General features: G+C 62.4%; 32 protein-coding genes. 1 reads left to right on the top strand and 31 read right to left on the bottom strand.

The annotated features are described in order from the left end of the window. The first annotated feature begins 165 nt into the window (after positions 1 to 165). Positions 166 to 552: a hypothetical protein gene (locus tag V1293_RS01345; protein WP_334505996.1), complete on the top strand. Its 387-nt coding sequence runs from the start codon at positions 166 to 168 to the stop codon at positions 550 to 552. 63 nt (positions 553 to 615) lie between these two features. Here the strand turns inward: V1293_RS01345 and V1293_RS01340 are convergent, their stop codons facing one another. The 31 genes from V1293_RS01340 to tuf all read right to left on the bottom strand — a co-directional run bounded on the left by V1293_RS01340 (position 616) and on the right by tuf (position 18,273). Further along, positions 616 to 960: a DUF1236 domain-containing protein gene (locus tag V1293_RS01340; protein WP_334505994.1), complete on the bottom strand. Its 345-nt coding sequence runs from the start codon at positions 958 to 960 to the stop codon at positions 616 to 618. Positions 961 to 1,110: 150 nt separating this feature from the next. Continuing rightward, positions 1,111 to 1,407 carry a DUF1330 domain-containing protein gene (locus V1293_RS01335; protein ID WP_334505992.1) on the bottom strand — a complete coding sequence of 99 codons (297 nt, stop codon included), beginning with the start codon at positions 1,405 to 1,407 and terminating at the stop codon, positions 1,111 to 1,113. Between the two features lie 23 nt (positions 1,408 to 1,430). Continuing rightward, entirely contained in the window at positions 1,431 to 1,889 is a 459-nt protein-coding gene (greA, locus tag V1293_RS01330; RefSeq protein ID WP_334505990.1) for a transcription elongation factor GreA, read from the bottom strand. 135 nt (positions 1,890 to 2,024) lie between these two features. Next, positions 2,025 to 2,441 carry a 50S ribosomal protein L17 gene (gene rplQ / locus V1293_RS01325; RefSeq protein WP_334505988.1) on the bottom strand — a complete coding sequence of 139 codons (417 nt, stop codon included), beginning with the start codon at positions 2,439 to 2,441 and terminating at the stop codon, positions 2,025 to 2,027. A gap of 155 nt (positions 2,442 to 2,596) precedes the next feature. Further along, positions 2,597 to 3,637: a DNA-directed RNA polymerase subunit alpha gene (locus V1293_RS01320; RefSeq protein ID WP_334505986.1), complete on the bottom strand. Its 1,041-nt coding sequence runs from the start codon at positions 3,635 to 3,637 to the stop codon at positions 2,597 to 2,599. A 121-nt stretch (positions 3,638 to 3,758) separates the two neighbouring features. Continuing rightward, entirely contained in the window at positions 3,759 to 4,148 is a 390-nt protein-coding gene (gene rpsK, locus V1293_RS01315; protein ID WP_006021048.1) for a 30S ribosomal protein S11, read from the bottom strand. Positions 4,149 to 4,282: 134 nt separating this feature from the next. Then, positions 4,283 to 4,651 carry a 30S ribosomal protein S13 gene (rpsM, locus tag V1293_RS01310; protein ID WP_057849112.1) on the bottom strand — a complete coding sequence of 123 codons (369 nt, stop codon included), beginning with the start codon at positions 4,649 to 4,651 and terminating at the stop codon, positions 4,283 to 4,285. A 186-nt stretch (positions 4,652 to 4,837) separates the two neighbouring features. Continuing rightward, positions 4,838 to 5,716, bottom strand: a complete 879-nt coding sequence (locus V1293_RS01305) for an adenylate kinase (RefSeq protein ID WP_334505984.1) — start codon at positions 5,714 to 5,716, stop codon at positions 4,838 to 4,840. Between the two features lie 78 nt (positions 5,717 to 5,794). Beyond that, positions 5,795 to 7,126 (bottom strand): preprotein translocase subunit SecY, encoded by a 1,332-nt coding sequence (gene secY / locus V1293_RS01300; protein ID WP_317257353.1) that lies wholly within the window; start codon positions 7,124 to 7,126, stop codon positions 5,795 to 5,797. 146 nt (positions 7,127 to 7,272) lie between these two features. Continuing rightward, positions 7,273 to 7,761: a 50S ribosomal protein L15 gene (rplO, locus tag V1293_RS01295; protein ID WP_334505979.1), complete on the bottom strand. Its 489-nt coding sequence runs from the start codon at positions 7,759 to 7,761 to the stop codon at positions 7,273 to 7,275. Positions 7,762 to 7,836: 75 nt separating this feature from the next. Continuing rightward, positions 7,837 to 8,031: a 50S ribosomal protein L30 gene (gene rpmD, locus V1293_RS01290; protein WP_334505977.1), complete on the bottom strand. Its 195-nt coding sequence runs from the start codon at positions 8,029 to 8,031 to the stop codon at positions 7,837 to 7,839. A gap of 38 nt (positions 8,032 to 8,069) precedes the next feature. Continuing rightward, on the bottom strand, positions 8,070 to 8,645 hold the full coding sequence (gene rpsE, locus V1293_RS01285; protein ID WP_028349043.1) for a 30S ribosomal protein S5: 576 nt from the start codon (positions 8,643 to 8,645) through the stop codon (positions 8,070 to 8,072). Positions 8,646 to 8,707: 62 nt separating this feature from the next. Continuing rightward, positions 8,708 to 9,067: a 50S ribosomal protein L18 gene (gene rplR / locus V1293_RS01280; RefSeq protein WP_334439065.1), complete on the bottom strand. Its 360-nt coding sequence runs from the start codon at positions 9,065 to 9,067 to the stop codon at positions 8,708 to 8,710. A gap of 11 nt (positions 9,068 to 9,078) precedes the next feature. Continuing rightward, positions 9,079 to 9,612, bottom strand: coding sequence for a 50S ribosomal protein L6 (gene rplF / locus V1293_RS01275; RefSeq protein ID WP_334505975.1), 534 nt, complete (start codon positions 9,610 to 9,612; stop codon positions 9,079 to 9,081). A 127-nt stretch (positions 9,613 to 9,739) separates the two neighbouring features. After that, positions 9,740 to 10,138, bottom strand: a complete 399-nt coding sequence (rpsH, locus tag V1293_RS01270) for a 30S ribosomal protein S8 (protein ID WP_057849119.1) — start codon at positions 10,136 to 10,138, stop codon at positions 9,740 to 9,742. Between the two features lie 14 nt (positions 10,139 to 10,152). Next, complete coding sequence (gene rpsN / locus V1293_RS01265) at positions 10,153 to 10,458, bottom strand: 30S ribosomal protein S14 (RefSeq protein ID WP_025588640.1); 306 nt, start codon at positions 10,456 to 10,458, stop codon at positions 10,153 to 10,155. 44 nt (positions 10,459 to 10,502) lie between these two features. Continuing rightward, the gene (gene rplE, locus V1293_RS01260; RefSeq protein ID WP_334505973.1) at positions 10,503 to 11,060 is read right to left on the bottom strand and encodes a 50S ribosomal protein L5; all 558 of its coding nucleotides are present in this window, start codon (positions 11,058 to 11,060) and stop codon (positions 10,503 to 10,505) included. Next, a complete protein-coding gene (gene rplX, locus V1293_RS01255) occupies positions 11,053 to 11,367 on the bottom strand; it encodes a 50S ribosomal protein L24 (protein ID WP_334505971.1) in 315 nt (104 codons plus the stop codon). The genes rplE and rplX overlap by 8 nt, the downstream gene beginning before the upstream one ends. Further along, the gene (gene rplN / locus V1293_RS01250) at positions 11,367 to 11,735 is read right to left on the bottom strand and encodes a 50S ribosomal protein L14 (RefSeq protein ID WP_011473865.1); all 369 of its coding nucleotides are present in this window, start codon (positions 11,733 to 11,735) and stop codon (positions 11,367 to 11,369) included. Before rplN ends, rplX begins: the two co-directional genes overlap by 1 nt. A gap of 85 nt (positions 11,736 to 11,820) precedes the next feature. Continuing rightward, complete coding sequence (gene rpsQ / locus V1293_RS01245) at positions 11,821 to 12,069, bottom strand: 30S ribosomal protein S17 (protein WP_009797129.1); 249 nt, start codon at positions 12,067 to 12,069, stop codon at positions 11,821 to 11,823. A gap of 11 nt (positions 12,070 to 12,080) precedes the next feature. Beyond that, positions 12,081 to 12,287 (bottom strand): 50S ribosomal protein L29, encoded by a 207-nt coding sequence (rpmC, locus tag V1293_RS01240; protein ID WP_108518096.1) that lies wholly within the window; start codon positions 12,285 to 12,287, stop codon positions 12,081 to 12,083. Between the two features lie 4 nt (positions 12,288 to 12,291). After that, positions 12,292 to 12,705 (bottom strand): 50S ribosomal protein L16, encoded by a 414-nt coding sequence (gene rplP, locus V1293_RS01235; RefSeq protein ID WP_025588649.1) that lies wholly within the window; start codon positions 12,703 to 12,705, stop codon positions 12,292 to 12,294. 32 nt (positions 12,706 to 12,737) lie between these two features. After that, entirely contained in the window at positions 12,738 to 13,436 is a 699-nt protein-coding gene (gene rpsC / locus V1293_RS01230; protein ID WP_108518094.1) for a 30S ribosomal protein S3, read from the bottom strand. A gap of 19 nt (positions 13,437 to 13,455) precedes the next feature. Beyond that, on the bottom strand, positions 13,456 to 13,842 hold the full coding sequence (rplV, locus tag V1293_RS01225; protein ID WP_334505969.1) for a 50S ribosomal protein L22: 387 nt from the start codon (positions 13,840 to 13,842) through the stop codon (positions 13,456 to 13,458). A gap of 10 nt (positions 13,843 to 13,852) precedes the next feature. Continuing rightward, positions 13,853 to 14,131 (bottom strand): 30S ribosomal protein S19, encoded by a 279-nt coding sequence (rpsS, locus tag V1293_RS01220; protein ID WP_247515602.1) that lies wholly within the window; start codon positions 14,129 to 14,131, stop codon positions 13,853 to 13,855. 12 nt (positions 14,132 to 14,143) lie between these two features. Further along, positions 14,144 to 14,977 (bottom strand): 50S ribosomal protein L2, encoded by an 834-nt coding sequence (gene rplB / locus V1293_RS01215; RefSeq protein ID WP_334505967.1) that lies wholly within the window; start codon positions 14,975 to 14,977, stop codon positions 14,144 to 14,146. Positions 14,978 to 14,989: 12 nt separating this feature from the next. Further along, positions 14,990 to 15,289, bottom strand: coding sequence for a 50S ribosomal protein L23 (locus V1293_RS01210; RefSeq protein ID WP_057849127.1), 300 nt, complete (start codon positions 15,287 to 15,289; stop codon positions 14,990 to 14,992). Beyond that, a complete protein-coding gene (rplD, locus tag V1293_RS01205; protein ID WP_334505965.1) occupies positions 15,286 to 15,906 on the bottom strand; it encodes a 50S ribosomal protein L4 in 621 nt (206 codons plus the stop codon). Before rplD ends, V1293_RS01210 begins: the two co-directional genes overlap by 4 nt. A gap of 1 nt (position 15,907) precedes the next feature. Further along, entirely contained in the window at positions 15,908 to 16,627 is a 720-nt protein-coding gene (gene rplC / locus V1293_RS01200; protein WP_334505963.1) for a 50S ribosomal protein L3, read from the bottom strand. A 52-nt stretch (positions 16,628 to 16,679) separates the two neighbouring features. Beyond that, positions 16,680 to 16,988 (bottom strand): 30S ribosomal protein S10, encoded by a 309-nt coding sequence (gene rpsJ, locus V1293_RS01195; protein ID WP_002712302.1) that lies wholly within the window; start codon positions 16,986 to 16,988, stop codon positions 16,680 to 16,682. 94 nt (positions 16,989 to 17,082) lie between these two features. After that, positions 17,083 to 18,273 carry an elongation factor Tu gene (gene tuf, locus V1293_RS01190; RefSeq protein WP_334505961.1) on the bottom strand — a complete coding sequence of 397 codons (1,191 nt, stop codon included), beginning with the start codon at positions 18,271 to 18,273 and terminating at the stop codon, positions 17,083 to 17,085. Positions 18,274 to 18,278: the final 5 nt, after the last annotated feature.

Raw genomic sequence — 18,278 nt, 5'->3', positions numbered from 1 at the left:
CCAAGCGGAACATTGCAATTATGGACTCCCGCGCGAAATCGCCTCCTGAACGCACGTTCATCAAAATTAAATCAGCCGCAAAAGCCGCTTGGAAGCCGATACTTACGCAACGAACTTCACTCGAATGTGTTTAGCGAATGTCTTTAGGGAAAAGGAGTACGTTCCATGAGGAAAGCACCTTTGGCCTTGGCCGCCGCAGCGACCCTCGGCCTCGCCACCATCGCGGCACCGGCGCCTGCGGAAGCACGGTGGGGGCACGGGGGATGGGGGCCAGGCCTGGCCGGCGGACTTCTGGCGGGAGCGCTAATCGGCGGCATCGCGTCGAGCGCCTATGCCTATGGTCCAGGTTACGGCTATTATGGCGGCTACCCCGGCTATTACGGCGGATATTACGGCGGCTATGCGCCGGCCTACTATGGCGGATATTACGACGAGCCTTATTATCCCGTCGTTCGCTACCGTCGCGTCATACGCCCGGCATACGCCTACTATGGTGGTCCGCGGTTCTATGGCCCGCGGTTCTACCATCGCCGCCACTGGCATCATTGGTGATGCATCGAATCGAAAGGGCCGCCAACAGGGCGGCCCTTTTTTGATGAACAACGCGTCAGTCAATCAGTCGATTTCATGCACCACGGTGCGGGTGGCGGGATCAACCAGCATCACGCGGTCGTTCGAGTAGACATAGCGATACTTCGTCACTGACGGGCCCCAATCCGAAGGTACCGGCACGAGTTCGACATCGGTCGGTACCTTGGCGCCGACGATGATTCTTTCCTGTGTTTCCACCGGGCGGATCTTGTGCTCGATGACGTAACTCTTGATGCGGGTGCGATACTCCGGCTCGATACGGATTGTCGCGCCAGCGGCGCCGGTCGTCGTCTCGACGGTGGTGCTCTGAGCGTTGGCCATCGTCGCAACCAGCGACGCCGCCGCCGCAAGTATGAACAGTTTCTTCATCTCGTTCCTCCTCAAACCGCATAAGCGCGGCTGCGGGAAAAACAGATTTTTCATCCTCTTGTTCCGGGAAGAATTACCATCGCAACGCGTTGAATAGGCAAAGATATCGCCTTGACGCGCCGCTATTTAGCGCGACATTCCGTTGCAAGCTCAAAGCGGCGCGACGCCCTCAACGAAGATCAGCCGTCGATCCAGCGCCGTCTGCCGCACCTTCAAGGCCTCCGCGTATTCCGGCGAAGCGTACCATTCGCGCAAACGTTCTATCGTTGGAAATTCAACGACAATGATAGTTTTCGGCGGTGGGCCGCCTTCGATCAAATTTGCGACGCCGCGGCGGACTAAATAGCGCCCGCCATATTGCGCGATCGTCTTCGCGGCGATGATGCGATAAGCCTCGAAGCTCGCCGCATCGCGCATCTCGACTTCGGAAATAACATAGGCCGACATCGCGAACCTCAGACTACAATTGATCACCGAATTTCGACGATCTCCGCTTCCGCTCCGGCGACAACAATGACATCGCCGACACCCTTGCCGAACAGCGCGCGCGCCAGCGGCGACGCATGCGAGATCGTCCCGCGTGCGGGGTCGGCCTCGTCTTCGCCAACGATGCGGAAGGTCTGCCGGCGGTCATCTTCGCGCACGATGGTGACGGTGTGGCCGAGCCGCACGACCGAATTGTCCGTGGGTTCCGGGATCACCGCCGCCGTGGCGCGGCGCGCACTCCAGTAACGGACATCGCGGCGGGCGCTGGCCAGGGCGGTCCGATCTCCTGCGGATTGCGCTGCAGCTTGCGCGGCCTGGGCTGCGGCCAATGCTTCCTCGATCCGGCGAAGACCTTCAGCCGTCACGTCATTCGGAAGATCGGAGATCGGCCGGTCAGGCAGATCTTCGACGTCCTCTGTATCCTTGACGAACGCCCGGCTCATGCATGTTAAACGTCGGCGGTCCCGGAGGGTTCCTGTGAACCCGCTCCCCACATGGTGACGGGATGGCCAGGCGCGTCGCCCAACAAAAAAGCGGCGCCGAAAGCGCCGCTTTTAAAACTTGCGATCTTGGAAGCCTTACGCCGCTTCGGCGGACTTTTCCTGCACCGGGCCGGAATCCAGGCCCTTGGCATCGACGTCGCGGTCGACGAACTCGATCACGGCCATCGGCGCGTTGTCGCCGTAGCGGAAGCCGGCCTTGATGATGCGGGTGTAGCCGCCCTGGCGGTCCTTGTAGCGGGTCGCCAGTACGTCGAACAGCTTCCTGACCTGATCCTTGTCGCGCATCTCGGAGATCGCCTGGCGGCGCATGGCGAGCCCGCCCTTCTTGCCGAGGGTAACCAGCTTCTCCACGATCGGGCGCAATTCCTTCGCCTTCGGCAGCGTGGTGACGATCTGCTCGTGCTTGATCAGCGCCGCGCACATGTTGGCGAACATCGCGCGGCGATGCTCGGCGGTGCGGTTGAGCTTACGATGAACCTTGCCGTGACGCATTGAACTATTCCTTGATTTGTCTTCGTCGCGACGGTTCGTCGGACATGTTGCTCAGGTGGGCTGCCTGCGTTCGCCCGGGGTGGCGAGTAGCGAATGGTGAGTAGCGAGTAGCTTCTTCTCAATTCGCTATTCGCTATTCGCCACTTCCTATTCGCTTAGTAGTGATCCTCGAAGCGCTTGGCGAGCTCGTCGATGTTCTCCGGCGGCCAGCCCGGCACTTCCATGCCGAGATGCAGACCCATCTGGGCCAGCACTTCCTTGATCTCGTTCAGCGACTTGCGGCCGAAGTTCGGGGTGCGGAGCATTTCCGCTTCCGACTTCTGCACGAGGTCGCCGATGTAGACGATGTTGTCGTTCTTCAGGCAGTTTGCCGAACGCACCGACAGTTCGAGCTCGTCGACCTTCTTGAGGAACGCCGGGTTGAAGGCGAGATCGGGGATGATCTCCTGCGTCACTTCCTTGCGCGGCTCTTCGAAGTTCACGAACACGTTGAGCTGATCCTGCAGGATGCGGGCGGCATAGGCCACCGCGTCTTCCGGCGAGATCGCGCCGTTGGTCTCGATCGTCATGGTCAGCTTGTCGTAGTCGAGGATCTGGCCCTCGCGGGTGTTCTCGACCTTGTAGGAGACCTTGCGCACGGGCGAGAACAGGCTGTCGACCGGGATCAGGCCGATCGGCGCGTCCTCGGGCCGGTTACGCTCGGCGGCGACATAGCCCTTGCCGGCGGCAACCGTGAACTCCATGCGGATTTCCGCGCCCTCGTCCAGCGTGCAGATCTGCAGGTCGGGATTGAGCACCACGACGTCGCCGACGGTCTGGATGTCGCCGGCCGTGACGACGCCCGGGCCCGACTTCTTCACGACCATGCGCTTCGGGCCTTCGCCCTGCATCTTGATCGAGATGTCCTTGATGTTGAGCACGATGTCGGTGACGTCCTCGCGAACGCCCGCGATCGAGGAGAACTCGTGCAGCACGCCGTCGATGTGCACCGACTGCACGGCGGCGCCCTGCAGCGACGACAGCAGGATGCGGCGCAGCGCGTTACCGAGCGTCTGACCGAAGCCGCGCTCGAGCGGCTCGGCGACCACGGTCGCAAACCGGGTCGCATCGGTGCCCGGCGTTACCTGCAGCTTGTTCGGTCGAATGAGTTCTTGCCAATTTTTCTGGATCGTCACTTTGTCACCCCTTCGGGTCAATAGACCGGCCGGTCGATTTGCCTTCAAATCACCGGCGTTGGAGATCCGCGGATCAGCCCGCGGCAGTCAAAATTCCAAAAACAATCGCGAGACGCGCGAATCGAGCGCCCGCGACCAAACGTCAGACCCGCCGGCGCTTGCGCGGACGGCAACCATTGTGCGGGATCGTCGTCACGTCGCGGATCGACGTCACAGTGAAGCCCGCCGCCTGCAGCGCACGAAGCGCCGATTCACGGCCCGAACCGGGGCCCGCAACTTCCACTTCCAGCGTGCGCATGCCGTGTTCCTGCGCCTTCTTGGAAACGTCTTCGGCCGCGACCTGCGCGGCGTAGGGGGTCGACTTGCGCGAGCCCTTGAAGCCCATCGTGCCGGCCGACGACCAGGCAATGGTGTTGCCCTGCGCGTCGGTGATGGTGATGGTCGTGTTGTTGAACGACGAATTGACGTGCGCGATGCCGGAGGCGATGTTCTTGCGTTCGCGACGGCGTACGCGGGTGGCTTCCTTGCCCATTACCTAAAACCTTCCTGTGATCTCAAACGCCGCCGTATTGCCAGCGGCTACACCTAAAAACGTGAGTGGCGAATGGCGAGTGGCGAGTGGCGAATAGATAACTATTCGCCATCCCCTATTCGCTATTCGCCCGCTTACTTCTTCTTGCCGGCGATCGACTTGGCCGGGCCCTTGCGCGTGCGCGCGTTGGTGTGGGTGCGCTGGCCGCGCACCGGGAGGCCGCGGCGATGACGCAGGCCGCGATAGCAGCCGAGATCCATCAGCCGCTTGATGTTGATGCCGGTCTCACGGCGAAGGTCGCCTTCGACGAGATAGTCACGGTCGATCACTTCGCGGATCTGCAGGACTTCCTGGTCGCTCAACTGGCTGACGCGACGATCCAGAGGGATCTTGACCTTCTCGATGATCTCGGCCGCGTTCTTCTGGCCGATGCCATGAATGTACTGGAGCGCGATCAGCACGCGCTTGTTGGTCGGGATATTCACGCCGGCAATACGGGCCACGGACTTCTCTCCTGTCGCCGATCCCTCATGGGCCGGCTTTTAAGTTCTTGCTATCTCGGGCAGGTTTCCGCAAACGCGAACACGACGCCCTTCCCCTCATCTGCTTCGGGGCCCGGCATCGTCAAAAACTATCCGACTTGGATGCGGGGCTTATTAAAGGATTCAACTCGGTTTCGTCAACCGCCTCTATCGCTTAGCTCGCTTTTTCGTGACCTTTTTGGCGACCTTGCGAACGGTCTTTTTTGTCGCCCTTTTGACCTTGGCGGCAGCCCTACCCTTGGCCGCCGCCGCGGCGTTCCGTGCGGCCCCCGTCGCCCTTCCGGCCTTTCTGGAGGTGGCTTTCTTGCCCTTTGGAGCCGCTTTGGCGGCCTTCTTAGCGGTTTTGGCAGCCTTTTTGCCCGCCGGCTTCGCCGTCTTCCTGGCGGCTCCCCCGGCCTTTTTGGCCGAGACCGCGGGCTTGGCCACCTTAGGTTCCACCGCCCCGATCGCCGACAGGATCCGGTTAATCTCCCGGGTGACGTGCTCGATGGTCATCATGCCGTCGACCGTCAGAAGCTTCCGCCGCTCCGAATAATAGTGAATCAGCGGCTCGGTCTGCGCACGGTAGTTGGCCAGCCGCTTCGACAGCACCTCCGGGGTATCGTCGATTCGCACTTCCTCACCGCGGGCCTGCATCTCGGCGACGCGGGTCTCGACGCGGTTCAGAAGCGCGCTCTCGTTGACGCGCAGTTCGACCACGGCGTCGAGCTTGATGTGCTTCTTCTTCAGCAGTTCGTCGAGGGCTGCCGCCTGCGGCACCGTGCGGGGGAAGCCGTCGAGGATGAAACCGTTCTTCATGTCGGGCTGGTCGAGACGGTCGGAGATGATCCCGATCACGATTTCATCCGGCACCAGCGCGCCGCTCGCCATGATGTCCTTGGCCTGCAGGCCGACCGGCGTCTGCGCGGCCACCGCCGCCCGCAGCATCTCGCCGGTCGAGAGCTGGATAATGCCGTGCTTCTGGACCAGCCGCTGCGCCTGGGTCCCCTTGCCCGCGCCCGGCGGACCCAAAAGGATCAATCTCATGACTTTTCGCCCCCCGGCTTGGTGAGCGAACACCGCACACCCTCTTATTGAAATTCAGACCGCAGCGTTTCCGCGAGATCAGCGGCGGCGGCCCCTCAGCTTCGATTTCCTGATCAGTCCTTCATACTGATGGGCCAGCAAATAGCCCTGCACCTGTGCCACCGTATCCATCGTCACGCTGACGACGATCAGGAGCGAGGTGCCGCCGAAATAGAACGGCACCGAAGCGTAGGAAATCAGGATTTCGGGAATCAGACACACGATCGCCAGATAGATCGCGCCCAGCACGGTAACGCGCGACAGCACGTAGTCGATATATTCGGCGGTGCGCTCGCCCGGACGGATACCGGGAATGAAGCCACCATGCTTCTTCAGATTGTCGGCGGTTTCGGTCGGGTTGAACACGATCGCGGTGTAGAAGAAGGCGAAGAACACGATCAGCGCCAGATAGAGGAACAGGAACAGCGGACGGCCGTGGCTGAGTTGGGTGTTGAGCCACTGGAACCATTCCGGGCCCTTGCCGGCGTTGAAGTTCGCAACAGTGGCCGGCAGCAGCAGCAGCGACGAGGCGAAGATCGGCGGGATCACGCCCGAGGTGTTGAGCTTCAGCGGCAGATGCGAGGACTGGCCCTCGAACATCTTGTTGCCGACCTGGCGCTTCGGATACTGGATCAGCAGCCTGCGCTGCGCGCGCTCCATGAACACGATGAAGGCGATCACGGCGACCGCCATCACGATCACGATCAGGATCAGGCCGGTCGACAGCGCGCCCTGGCGTCCCAGTTCCAGCATGTTGGCAAGCGCCGACGGCAGCTCGGCGACGATGCCGGCCAGAATGATCAGCGAAATGCCATTGCCGATGCCGCGCGAGGTGATCTGCTCGCCGAGCCACATCAGGAACATGGTGCCGCCGGTCAGCGTAATCGTCGTGGAGAGCAGGAAGAAGACGCCGGGGTCGCTGACGACGTTGCCGGCGCCCTGCAGGCCGACGGCGATACCGTAGGACTGGAACGCGGCCAGGATCACCGTCAGATAGCGGGTGTACTGGTTCAGCGTCTTGCGGCCGGCCTCGCCTTCCTTCTTCAGCGCCTCGAGCTGCGGAGACACCGTGGTCAGGAGCTGGATGATGATCGATGCCGAGATGTACGGCATGATGTTCAGCGCAAAAATCGCCATGCGGTGGATGCCGCCGCCGGCGAACATGTTGAACATGCCGAGAATGCCGCCGGCCTGCGACTTGAACACCTGCTCCCAGATCGCGGGGTCGATGCCGGGCAGCGGGATATAGGTGCCGAGCCGATAAACAAGCAGCGCACCCAGCGTGAACCAGATGCGCTTCTTCAGTTCGTCGGCTTTCGCCAAGGCGCCGAAATTGAGGTTTGCCGCAAGTTGTTCTGCTGCTGAGACCATGATCAGGCTTTCTCCCGCCGCCCCCCAGGCCGATGCCCCGGTCGGGGCCATCGGCAGACGCCGGACATTATTTGGTGCTCGGCTTCGATAAGTCCATTGTCCTATCGTGCGGATCGCCCGCGATTAGGCGGGCGATGACGCAGATGTTACGCCGCCTCGCCTTCTTCCTTCTTGGCCGGGGCCAGGATCTTCACGGTGCCGCCGGCCTTCTCGACCGCCGCGACCGCGGACTTGGAGGCGCCGTGCACCTCGATCGCGAGCTTCGCCTTGAGTTCGCCGCGGCCGAGCAGCCGCAGGCCGTCCTTGGCGCGACGGATCACGCCGGCCTTGACCAGCGATTCCACGGTGACGGGTTCCTTGGCGTCGACCAGCTTGGCATCGATCGCCTGCTGCAGCCGGTCAAGATTGATCTCGGCGAAGTCGAGCCGGAAGATGTTGTTGAAGCCGCGCTTCGGCAGGCGGCGATGCAACGGCATCTGGCCGCCCTCAAAGCCCTTGATGCGCACGCCCGAACGCGCAGTCTGGCCCTTGCCGCCGCGGCCCGAAGTCTTGCCCTTGCCCGAACCGATGCCACGGCCGACGCGCATGCGCTTCTTGCGCGAGCCGGCGTTGTCGGCGATATCGCTGAGCTTCATCGTTAGTTTCCTTTATCCTTGGCGCATGATCTTGACCGAAAACCGGTACCCGCTTTTCGGGATCATGCTCCGATCTTACTTCTCGCCGACGATGCGGACGAGATGTTGAACCTTGGCGATCATGCCGCGAACCGCAGGCGTGTCCTGCAGCTCGGTGACACGACCGATCTTGTTGAGCTTGAGGCCGATCAGCGTCGCACGCTGCGAGTGGTGGCGGCGGATCGCGCTGCCGGTCTGCTCGACCTTGATCATCTTTGCGGCCTTGGCCATCGTCTTAACTCCAAAGAGCGCTTAAAAAATCGCGCCGGTTATTCAGCCACCACTTCGGCGTCGCCACCGACGCGGCGCGACTGCAGCGTGGACACCTTGATGTTGCGGCGTGCCGCCACCGAACGCGGCGAATCCTGATGTTTCAGCGCGTCGAAGGTGGCGCGAACCATGTTGTAGGGATTCGACGAGCCGATCGACTTCGCCACCACGTCCTGGATGCCGAGCGTTTCGAACACCGCGCGCATCGGGCCGCCGGCGATGATGCCGGTACCGGCCGGAGCCGCGCGCAGGTAGACGCGGCCGGCGCCGTGGCGGCCGGCGATGTCGTGATGCAGCGTGCGGCCTTCGCGCAGTGCGACGCGCGTCAGGTTGCGCTTGGCCGACTCGGTCGCCTTGCGGATCGCCTCGGGCACTTCGCGCGCCTTGCCGTGGCCGAAACCGACCCGGCCCTTCTGGTCGCCGATCACGACCAGCGCCGCAAAGCCGAAGCGCTTGCCGCCCTTGACGACCTTCGCCACGCGATTGATGTGGACGAGCTTGTCGACGAACTCGCTGTCGCGCTCCTCGCGATCCCTGCTCCGTTCGCGTCCGCCGCGTTCGCGTTCACCTGCCATGGTGTTTTCCAATCTTTAGGGGAAGAAAGCCCCTGTCCTCGTAAATTTCCAAAACCGGTTCGTTAGAAGCTCAGTCCGCTTTCGCGGGCCGCATCCGCGAGCGCCTTGACGCGCCCGTGATAGAGATACTGACCGCGATCGAACACCACTTCCTTGACGCCGTTCTGCACGGCGCGTTCCGCCAGCAGCTTGCCGACGGCCTTGGCCGCATCGATGTTGGCGCCGGTATTGCCGCCCTCGCGCATGGTCTTTTCCAGCGACGAGGCGGAAGCCAGCGTTTCGCCTTTCAGGTCGTCGATGACCTGGGCGTAGATGTGCTTCGACGAACGGAACACCGACAGACGCGGACGTCCATTGGCGGACCGGCGCAGCGAGTTGCGCACGCGCTGCTTGCGCCGGGCATTCGTGACCTTGAGTGACATGACCGGCTCCGTTACTTCTTCTTGCCTTCCTTGCGGAAGATGAATTCGTTGGCGTACTTCACGCCCTTGCCCTTGTAGGGCTCCGGCGGGCGGTAGGCGCGGATTTCCGCGGCGACCTGGCCGACGCGCTGGGAATCGGTGCCCGTGATCGTGATCTCGGTCGGCTTCGGCACCGCGATGGTGATGCCTTCCGGGATCGCGTAGACGACGTCGTGGCTGTAGCCGAGCGCGAGCTGCAGGTTCTTGCCCTGCATCGCGGCGCGGTAGCCGACGCCGGTGATCTCGAGCTTCTTCTCGAAACCCTTGGTGACGCCCTCGACCAGGTTCGCGACCTGCGCGCGCGCGGTGCCGTACATGGCCTGCGCCCGGTTGGTCTTGAACTTCGGCGCGACCTTGACCTCGCCGCCCTCGAACTTCACTTCGACGTCGTCATGCACGACGAACTGAAGCTGGCCCTTCGGCCCCTTCATCTTGACGGTCTGTCCCTCGACGGTCGCCGTCACACCGGACGGGACCGGAACGGGCCGTTTGCCAACACGTGACATGGCTTCAATCCTTCTCCTTAGCGTTTTCCGGCGAAGTGTGTAGCGGTTCGCCGTAGAAAACGCGTCAAATTAAAAGCTTGTGCGCATTCTTGTCGCAAAACCGGTTCCCACTTTTGCGGAATGCGCACTAGAACACCGTGAAGAGAACTTCGCCGCCCACATTCGCGTCGCGCGCTTCGTGGTCAGCCATGATTCCCTTCGGCGTCGACAACACCGAAATGCCGAGACCGTTGTTCACCCGCGGCAGGTTCTTCACCGAGGCGTAAACCCGGCGGCCCGGCTTCGAGACCCGCTCGATCTCGCGAATGACGGGCTCGCCGTCGAAATATTTCAGCTCAATCTCGAGCTCGCTGCGGCCCGAAGCATGTTCGACGCTGGCGTAGCCGCGGATGTAGCCCTCGGACTTCAGCACTTCGAGCACGCTGGCGCGCATCTTCGAGCCCGGGGTCGAGACCTTGGACTTCGAACGCATCTGCGCATTGCGGATGCGGGTGATGAGATCGGAGATCGGATCGTGCGTTGACATCTTGACGACCCTCCTTACCAGCTCGACTTCACGAGCCCGGGAACCAGGCCCTTGGAGCCGAGTTCACGCAGCGCGATGCGGGAGAGCTTGTTCTTGCGGTAGTTCGAGCGCGGACGACCGGTCAGTTCGCAGCGGTTGCGGATCCGCGTCGCCGACGAATTGCGCGGCATCTGGGCGAGCTTCAGCGTCGCCGCGAACCGCTCTTCCATCGGCCGGGTCTTGTCGGCGATGATCGCCTTCAGCTTCGCACGCTGCGGGGCGGCGTTCTTCGTCATCCGCTTGCGCCGGTTGTTCTTCTCGATCGAACTCTTCTTTGCCATGCTTGGCTCCTGGGTTTCCGCGTTTGAGAGGCTTTAGTGGCTTCTCACTGCCGGAACGGGAAATTGAATGCGGTCAACAAGGCACGCGCCTCGTCGTCGGTCTTGGCCGTGGTGCAGACCGTGATGTCCATGCCGCGGGCTTCCGAAACCTTGTCGAAATCGATTTCGGGGAAAATGATGTGCTCCTTGAGGCCGAGCGAGTAGTTCCCGCGGCCATCGAAGCTCTTCGGATTGAGGCCACGGAAGTCGCGCACGCGCGGCAGCGCCACGTTCACCAGGCGATCGATGAACTCGTACATCCGCGCTTTCCGCAACGTGACCTTGCAGCCGATCGGCTGGTTTTCACGCAGCTTGAAGGTCGCGATCGCGATCCGCGAATAGGTCACGACCGCCTTCTGGCCGGCGATCAGCGTCAGTTCGCCAGCCGCGGTCTCGGCCTTCTTGCGGTCGTTGACGGCATCGCCGACGCCCATATTGAGCACGACCTTGTCCAGCCGCGGTACCTGCATGACGTTGGCATAGCCGAACTTTTCAGTCAGCTGGCCACGAATGCTCTTGTCATACTCCGCGCGCAGGCGCGGTGTGTAAGCGGTATCAGCCATCGATCTCTGCTCCCGAGCTCTTGGCAATGCGTACCTTCTTGCCATCAGCCTGAATCTTGAAGCCCACGCGGGTCGGCTTTCCGTCCTTGCCGACATAGGCGATGTTGGACAGGTGGATCGGCGACTCCTTGGAGATGATGCCGCCTTCCTGGTTCTGGGTCTGCTTCTGGTGACGCTTCACCATGTTGATGCCGCGCACCAGCGCCTTGTTCTCGGCGGGGCGGACCTCGAATACTTCGCCGGTGCGGCCCTTGTCGCGGCCGTTCAGCACGATGACCTTGTCACCTTTCCGGATCTTGGCAGCCATCACAGCACCTCCGGCGCAAGCGAGATGATTTTCATGTGGTTCTTGGCGCGCAGCTCGCGCGGCACGGGCCCGAAGATACGGGTGCCGACCGGCTCCGACTGGTTGTTGATCAAGACGGCGGCGTTGCGGTCGAAGCGGATGACCGAGCCGTCGGCGCGGCGGATGTCCTTGCGGACCCGTACCACGACGGCCTTCATCACATCGCCCTTCTTCACCTTGCCGCGCGGAATCGCTTCCTTGATCGACACAACGATAACGTCGCCCACGGTGGCATAGCGGCGCTTGGAGCCCCCGAGCACCTTGATGCACATGACACGGCGTGCGCCTGAATTGTCGGCCACGTCGAGGTTGGTCTGCATCTGAATCATTGATGCACCTCGTCCTCTTTCTGATGCGCTCGAATTAGCGCCTAAAATTTTTCCTGATTACCCGTCCGGCCTGGCCGAACGAACCTCAGGCGGTTTTCTTCTGCTCGCCCCGGACCACGGTCCAGCGCTTCAACTTGGAGATCGGCTTGCTCTCCTCGATCCACACCATGTCGCCCGGCTTGAACTCGTTGTTCTCGTCATGCGCATGGTAGTTCTTGGAGCGGCGGATCGTCTTCTTGTAGATCGGATGGGTGAAGCGGCGATCGACGCGCACCACCACCGTCTTGGCTTGCTTGTCGCTCACGACCACGCCCTGAAGGGTACGTTTCGGCATAATACGGCCTCTTACTTCTTCTTCGCGCGCGTTTGCGCGGCGATGGTCTTGATGCGGGCGATATCGCGGCGGGCTTCGCGCAGCCGCGAGGTGTTCTCCAGCTGCCCGGTGGCGCGCTGGAAACGCAGGTTGAAACGCTCCTTCTTCAGATTGAGGACGGCATCCTCCCTCTGGTCGTCGCTCATCGCGCGGATGTCTTCAACTTTCATCGGGGCCATGACGTTACTCCGCAATGCGCGCGACGAAGCGCGTCTTGATCGGCAGCTTGGCGGCGGCGAGCGAGAGCGCCTCCTTGGCGGTCTGCACCGTGACGCCGTCGATCTCGAAAATCACGCGGCCCGGCTTGACCCGCGCCACCCACAATTCCGGCGTACCCTTGCCGGAGCCCATGCGGACTTCGGCAGGCTTCTTCGACACCGGCAGGTCCGGAAACACGCGGATCCAGACGCGGCCGGCGCGCTTCATGTGACGGGTCAGCGCGCGGCGCGCGGCTTCGATCTGGCGGGCGGTGATGCGCTCGGGCGCCATCGCCTTCAGGCCGAATTGACCGAACGACAACGTCGCACCCGAAGTCGCAACGCCGTGGATACGGCCCTTATGCGCCTTCCGGAACTTCGTTTTCTTTGGTTGCATCATGGCTTTAAGCCCTCAAACCTTCTTCTGATGTCTCACGCTGCGTCGCGGCGCGGACGTGCGGTGTCGCCTTCGGCCATCTTCTTGTCCTGGGCCATCGGATCGTGCTCGAGGATCTCACCCTTGAAGATCCAGACCTTGACGCCGCAGGTGCCGAACGTGGTGAACGCGGTCGCCACGCCGTAATCGACGTCGGCGCGCAGCGTGTGCAACGGCACGCGGCCCTCGCGGTACCACTCCATGCGCGCGATTTCGGCGCCGCCGAGACGGCCCGAGCAGTTGATACGGATGCCTTCGGCGCCGAGACGCATCGCCGACTGCACCGCCCGCTTCATGGCGCGGCGGAAAGCGACGCGGCGCTCGAGCTGCTGGGCGATCGATTCGGCGACCAGGGTGGCGTCGAGTTCCGGCTTGCGGATTTCGACGATGTTGATGACGACGTCGGAAGCGGTGATGTCGGCAACCCGCTTGCGCAGCTTGTCGATGTCGGCGCCCTTCTTGCCGATCACCACGCCCGGACGCGCCGAATGGATCGTCACGCGGCACTTCTTGTGCGGACGCTCGATCACGATGCGGGCGACGGCCGCCTGCTTGAGCTCCTTGTGCAGGATCTCGCGGATCTTGACGTCTTCATGCAACAGCTTGCCGTACTCGTTCTTGCCGGCGAACCAACGGGAATCCCACGTGCGGTTGATGCCGAGACGCAGTCCGATTGGATTGATCTTTTGACCCATCGTTTTCTCCCGCGCCGCTTTAAGCGCTTGCCTCGGCCTCGACCTGACGAACCACGATGGTCAGGTGCGAGAACGGTTTATATACACGCCCCGAACGGCCACGGCCGCGCGGTGAAAAACGCTTCATGACAATGCCGTTGCCAACATGCGCCTCGGCGACGACGAGATCGTCGACTTCGAGGTCGTGGTTGTTCTCGGCGTTCGCGATCGCCGATTCCAGGCACTTCTTGACGTCGACCGCGATCCGCTTGCGCGAGAACTGCAGGTCGGCGAGCGCAGCAGACGCCTTCCGGCCGCGGATCAGCTGCGCGACAAGATTGAGCTTCTGCGGGCTGACGCGCAGCATCCGGGCAACTGCCTTGGCCTCGTTGTCCGCGAGGACACGTTCGCGCTTTGGTTTGCTCATCGTCTATTCCTCAAGCCTTCTTGGCTTTCTTGTCGCCAGAATGGCCATGGAAGGTACGGGTCGGCGAGAATTCGCCGAACTTGTGACCCACCATTTCCTCGTTGATCGATACCGGCACATGCTTCTGGCCGTTGTAGACGCCGAACGTCAGGCCGACGAACTGCGGCAGGATGGTCGAGCGGCGGCTCCAGATCTTGATGACGTCGTGACGGCCGGACGCGCGCGCAGCATCTGCCTTCTTGAGCAGAGACGCTTCGACGAACGGGCCTTTCCAGACTGAACGTACCATGTCCGGCGTTCCTTACTTCTTCCGCTTGTGGCGGCTTAGGAGGATGAATCGATTGGTCGACTTGTTCGAACGGGTCTTCTTGCCCTTGGTCGGCTTGCCCCACGGCGTAACCGGGTGGCGGCCGCCCGAGGTGCGGCCTTCGCCGCCGCCGTGCGGATGGTCGATCGGGTTCATGACGACGCCGCGGTTATGCGGACGCCAGCCGAGCCAGCGGGTACGGCCGGCCTTGCCGATCGAGATGTTCATGTGATCGGGGTTCGACACCGCACCGATGGTGCCGCGGCAACGGCCGTGCACCAGGCGCTGCTCGCCCGAGTTCAGGCGCAGAATGACGTAGTCCTGGTCGCGGCCGACGATCTGGGCGTAAGTGCCGGCCGAACGCGCGATCTGGCCGCCCTTCCCGATCTTCATCTCGATATTGTGGATGATGGTGCCGACCGGCATGTTGCCCATCGGCATGACATTGCCGGGCTTCACGTCGACATAGTTGCCGGCAACCACGGTGTCGCCGGCAGCCAGACGCTGCGGCGCCAAGATATAGGCCTGCTCGCCGTCCTGATACTTGATCAGCGCGATGAACGCGGTGCGGTTCGGATCATACTCCAGCCGCTCGACGACGGCGGGAACGTCGACCTTGTTCCGCTTGAAGTCCACCAGGCGGTAGGCCTTCTTGTGGCCGCCGCCGCGGAAACGCACGGTGATGCGGCCGGTGTTGTTGCGGCCGCCATTGCCGAGCTTGCCCTCGGTCAGCGCCTTCACCGGCTTGCCCTTGTAGAGCGCCGAACGGTCGACCATCACCAGCTGGCGCTGGCCCGGCGTCGTCGGATTGTATGTTTTCAATGCCATCGCTGTGTCGCCTTATAGTCCGGTAGTGACGTCGATGCGGTGGCCCTCTTCGAGGGTCACGACCGCCCGCTTCACGTCCGACTGCGAACCGAAATTGCCGCGGAACACCTTGGTCTTGCCCTTGCGGACCAGCGTGTTCACGCGCTTCACCTTGACGTCGAACAGCTTTTCGACGGCTTCCTTGATTTGCGGCTTGGTCGCCTTGCTGGCGACCTTGAACACCACCTTGTTGTGCTCGGACGCCACCGTCGCCTTTTCGGTGACGACGGGCGCGACGATCACGTCGTAATGGCGCGGATCGATATTCTTCATTTGAAGCGCGCCTCCAGCGCATCGACTGCCGCCTTCGTCAGCACGAGCTTCTGACGACGCAGAATGTCATAGACGTTGATGCCCTGGATCGGCAGCACGTCGATATTCGGAATGTTGCGCGCAGCGGTGGCGAAACCGGTGTGCAGCTCGGCGCCGTCGATGATCAGCGCATTGGTTAGGCCCAACCCTGAGAAATGACCGACCAGCGCCTTGGTCTTGGCGTCCTTGACTTGCGCATTGTCGATCACGATCAGGCCGCCGTCCTTGGCCTTCGCCGACAGGGCATGCTTGAGCGCCAGCGCGCGCACTTTCTTCGGCAGGTCGGTCGCGTGCGAGCGAACCACCGGACCGAACGCACGGCCACCGCCGCGGAACTGCGGCACGCGGGCCGAGCCGTGACGGGCGCCGCCGGTGCCCTTCTGCTTGTACATCTTCTTGCCGGTGCGCCAGACATCGGCGCGGCCCTGCGTCTTGTGCGTTCCGGCCTGGCGCTTGTTGAGCTGCCATTGCACGCAACGCTGGATAATGTCGGCGCGCGGCTCGAGACCGAAGATCGCGTCCGAGAGCTGGACCGAACCAGCTTCCTTGCCTTCAAGGGTCGTGACTTTCAGTTCCATCTCACGCGCCCTCCTGCTCGGCCGGAGCCTGAGCCTGCTCGCCGCCGGCGACCTTGAACTTGCCGGGCTTCGGAGCATCCTTCGGCAGCGGCTTCTTGACGGCGTCGCGCACCGAGATCCAGCCGCCCTTGGAGCCGGGAACGGCGCCTTCGACGAGGATCAGGCCGCGCTCGACGTCGGTCTGCACCACACGCAGATTGAGCGTGGTGATGCGATCGACACCCATGTGACCGGGCATCTTCTTGTTCTTGAAGGTCTTGCCGGGGTCCTGACGTCCGCCGGTCGAACCGATCGAACGATGCGAAACCGACACGCCGTGGGTGGCGCGCAGACCGCCGAAATTCCAGCGCTTCATGCCGCCAGCAAAACCCTTACCGACCGAGGTGCCGGTAACGTCGACGAACTGGCCAACCACGAAATGGTCCGCCTGAATTTCGGCGCCAACCGGGATCAGCGCGTCTTCCGACACGCGGAACTCGGTGACCTTCCGCTTGGGCTCGACCTTGGCGACCGCAAACTGGCCGCGCTCTGCCTTCGGCAGATAGACGGTCCTGCGGGTACCCGAACCGAGCTGCAACGCGACATAACCGTTCTTCTCGGTCGTGCGGTGGCCCAGCACCTGGCAATTGCCCAGCTTCAGCACGGTCACAGGGATATGTTCGCCGGTCTCCGTAAAGACCCGCGTCATCCCGACCTTTTGTGCGATCACTCCGGAGCGCATCGGCGTGCTTCCTGTTCTTTCTGTCCGCTAACTTCGGACGATCCTGAAAATCTTAGAGCTTGATCTCGACGTCGACACCGGCGGCCAGATCGAGCTTCATGAGAGCATCGACGGTCTGCGGGGTCGGATCGACGATGTCGAGAAGGCGCTTGTGGGTGCGCATCTCGAATTGCTCGCGGCTCTTCTTGTCGACGTGCGGTGAACGGTTGACGGTGAACTTCTCGATGCGGGTGGGCAGCGGAATGGGTCCGCGAACCTGGGCACCGGTACGTTTCGCCGTGTTCACGATCTCGCGGGTCGACGTATCGAGGATACGATGGTCGAACGCCTTGAGACGGATGCGAATATTTTGGCCGTTCATTGCCGTTTGTCTTTCTTTGTCGTCGCTTCTTGCGAATGGTGGGGAGCGAACAGCGAGTGAATTCACCCGCTATTCGCCATTCCCTGTTCGCTGCCTACTCGATGATGCTGGAAACGACGCCCGAACCGACGGTGCGGCCGCCTTCGCGGATCGCGAAGCGCAGCTTTTCTTCCATCGCGATCGGCACGATCAGGTGCACTTCCATCGCGATGTTGTCGCCGGGCATCACCATCTCGGTGCCTTCCGGCAGATGGACGACCCCGGTCACGTCGGTGGTGCGGAAGTAGAACTGGGGCCGGTAGTTGGTGAAGAACGGGGTATGACGACCGCCCTCTTCCTTGGTCAGGATGTAAGCCTCGGCCTTGAACTTGGTGTGCGGCTTGACCGAACCCGGCTTGCACAGCACCTGGCCGCGCTCGACTTCCTCGCGCTTGGTGCCGCGAAGCAGCGCACCGATGTTGTCGCCGGCCTGGCCCTGATCGAGCAGCTTGCGGAACATTTCGACGCCGGTGACGATGGTCTTCTGGGTGTCGCGGAGTCCTACGATTTCGATTTCCTCGCCGACCTTGATGATGCCGCGTTCGACACGGCCGGTCACCACCGTACCGCGGCCGGAGATCGAGAACACGTCTTCCACCGGCATCAGGAACGGCTGGTCGACCGGGCGCGCCGGCTGCGGGATGCTCTCGTCGACGGCCTTCATCAGCGCGAGGACGGCATCGTGACCGAGCTTCGGATCCTTGTTTTCGAGGGCGGCGAGCGCAGAACCACGAATGATCGGAATGGTGTCGCCCGGGAATTCGTACTTCGACAGCAGTTCGCGGACTTCCATTTCGACGAGTTCGAGCAGTTCCGGATCGTCGACCATGTCGCACTTGTTCAGGAACACGACGAGCGCGGGAACGCCGACCTGGCGGGCAAGCAGGATGTGCTCGCGGGTCTGCGGCATCGGGCCGTCGGCGGCCGACACCACCAGGATCGCACCGTCCATCTGCGCCGCGCCGGTGATCATGTTCTTGACGTAGTCGGCGTGGCCCGGGCAGTCGACGTGGGCGTAGTGCCGGTTCTGGGTTTCGTATTCGACGTGGGCGGTCGAGATCGTGATGCCGCGCGCCTTCTCTTCCGGCGCCTTGTCGATCTGGTCGTACGCCGTGAACGTCGCACCGCCGGTTTCAGCCAGCACCTTGGTGATCGCTGCGGTCAGCGATGTCTTGCCATGGTCGACGTGACCGATGGTTCCGATGTTGCAGTGCGGTTTAGTACGTTCAAACTTTGCTTTGGCCATTTGAC

This window comes from Bradyrhizobium sp. AZCC 1693, from assembly GCF_036924745.1.
GTDB lineage: Bacteria > Pseudomonadota > Alphaproteobacteria > Rhizobiales > Xanthobacteraceae > Bradyrhizobium.
Note: the sequence above shows the minus strand (reverse complement) of the source record. Positions and strands in the feature narration are given on the sequence as shown.

What these genes read in the sequence shown, in the direction of transcription:
- rplC (WP_334505963.1), bottom strand. Translation starts at nt 16,627, where the DNA reads ATGCGCTCCGGAGTGATCGCACAAAAGGTCGGGATGACGCGGGTCTTT.
- rplD (WP_334505965.1), bottom strand. Translation starts at nt 15,906, where the DNA reads ATGGAACTGAAAGTCACGACCCTTGAAGGCAAGGAAGCTGGTTCGGTC.
- V1293_RS01345 (WP_334505996.1), top strand. Translation starts at nt 166, where the DNA reads ATGAGGAAAGCACCTTTGGCCTTGGCCGCCGCAGCGACCCTCGGCCTC.
- rpsQ (WP_009797129.1), bottom strand. Translation starts at nt 12,069, where the DNA reads ATGCCGAAACGTACCCTTCAGGGCGTGGTCGTGAGCGACAAGCAAGCC.
- rplN (WP_011473865.1), bottom strand. Translation starts at nt 11,735, where the DNA reads ATGATTCAGATGCAGACCAACCTCGACGTGGCCGACAATTCAGGCGCA.
- rpmD (WP_334505977.1), bottom strand. Translation starts at nt 8,031, where the DNA reads ATGGCCAAGGCCGCAAAGATGATCAAGGTCGAGCAGACCGGCAGCGCG.
- rpsE (WP_028349043.1), bottom strand. Translation starts at nt 8,645, where the DNA reads ATGGCAGGTGAACGCGAACGCGGCGGACGCGAACGGAGCAGGGATCGC.
- rplX (WP_334505971.1), bottom strand. Translation starts at nt 11,367, where the DNA reads ATGGCTGCCAAGATCCGGAAAGGTGACAAGGTCATCGTGCTGAACGGC.
- rplE (WP_334505973.1), bottom strand. Translation starts at nt 11,060, where the DNA reads ATGGCTGATACCGCTTACACACCGCGCCTGCGCGCGGAGTATGACAAG.
- rplF (WP_334505975.1), bottom strand. Translation starts at nt 9,612, where the DNA reads ATGTCACGTGTTGGCAAACGGCCCGTTCCGGTCCCGTCCGGTGTGACG.
- V1293_RS01210 (WP_057849127.1), bottom strand. Translation starts at nt 15,289, where the DNA reads ATGAAGAATATCGATCCGCGCCATTACGACGTGATCGTCGCGCCCGTC.
- secY (WP_317257353.1), bottom strand. Translation starts at nt 7,126, where the DNA reads ATGGTCTCAGCAGCAGAACAACTTGCGGCAAACCTCAATTTCGGCGCC.
- rpsN (WP_025588640.1), bottom strand. Translation starts at nt 10,458, where the DNA reads ATGGCAAAGAAGAGTTCGATCGAGAAGAACAACCGGCGCAAGCGGATG.
- rplP (WP_025588649.1), bottom strand. Translation starts at nt 12,705, where the DNA reads ATGATGCAACCAAAGAAAACGAAGTTCCGGAAGGCGCATAAGGGCCGT.
- rplR (WP_334439065.1), bottom strand. Translation starts at nt 9,067, where the DNA reads ATGTCACTCAAGGTCACGAATGCCCGGCGCAAGCAGCGCGTGCGCAAC.
- rpsS (WP_247515602.1), bottom strand. Translation starts at nt 14,131, where the DNA reads ATGGTACGTTCAGTCTGGAAAGGCCCGTTCGTCGAAGCGTCTCTGCTC.
- rplO (WP_334505979.1), bottom strand. Translation starts at nt 7,761, where the DNA reads ATGAAGCTCAGCGATATCGCCGACAACGCCGGCTCGCGCAAGAAGCGC.
- rpmC (WP_108518096.1), bottom strand. Translation starts at nt 12,287, where the DNA reads ATGGCCCCGATGAAAGTTGAAGACATCCGCGCGATGAGCGACGACCAG.
- rpsH (WP_057849119.1), bottom strand. Translation starts at nt 10,138, where the DNA reads ATGTCAACGCACGATCCGATCTCCGATCTCATCACCCGCATCCGCAAT.
- rpsJ (WP_002712302.1), bottom strand. Translation starts at nt 16,988, where the DNA reads ATGAACGGCCAAAATATTCGCATCCGTCTCAAGGCGTTCGACCATCGT.
- rplV (WP_334505969.1), bottom strand. Translation starts at nt 13,842, where the DNA reads ATGAGCAAACCAAAGCGCGAACGTGTCCTCGCGGACAACGAGGCCAAG.
- rplQ (WP_334505988.1), bottom strand. Translation starts at nt 2,441, where the DNA reads ATGCGTCACGGCAAGGTTCATCGTAAGCTCAACCGCACCGCCGAGCAT.
- greA (WP_334505990.1), bottom strand. Translation starts at nt 1,889, where the DNA reads ATGAGCCGGGCGTTCGTCAAGGATACAGAGGACGTCGAAGATCTGCCT.
- tuf (WP_334505961.1), bottom strand. Translation starts at nt 18,273, where the DNA reads ATGGCCAAAGCAAAGTTTGAACGTACTAAACCGCACTGCAACATCGGA.
- V1293_RS01305 (WP_334505984.1), bottom strand. Translation starts at nt 5,716, where the DNA reads ATGAGATTGATCCTTTTGGGTCCGCCGGGCGCGGGCAAGGGGACCCAG.
- rplB (WP_334505967.1), bottom strand. Translation starts at nt 14,977, where the DNA reads ATGGCATTGAAAACATACAATCCGACGACGCCGGGCCAGCGCCAGCTG.
- rpsC (WP_108518094.1), bottom strand. Translation starts at nt 13,436, where the DNA reads ATGGGTCAAAAGATCAATCCAATCGGACTGCGTCTCGGCATCAACCGC.
- V1293_RS01340 (WP_334505994.1), bottom strand. Translation starts at nt 960, where the DNA reads ATGAAGAAACTGTTCATACTTGCGGCGGCGGCGTCGCTGGTTGCGACG.
- V1293_RS01335 (WP_334505992.1), bottom strand. Translation starts at nt 1,407, where the DNA reads ATGTCGGCCTATGTTATTTCCGAAGTCGAGATGCGCGATGCGGCGAGC.
- rpsK (WP_006021048.1), bottom strand. Translation starts at nt 4,148, where the DNA reads ATGGGCAAGGAAGCCACCCGCGTACGCCGTCGCGAACGCAAGAACATC.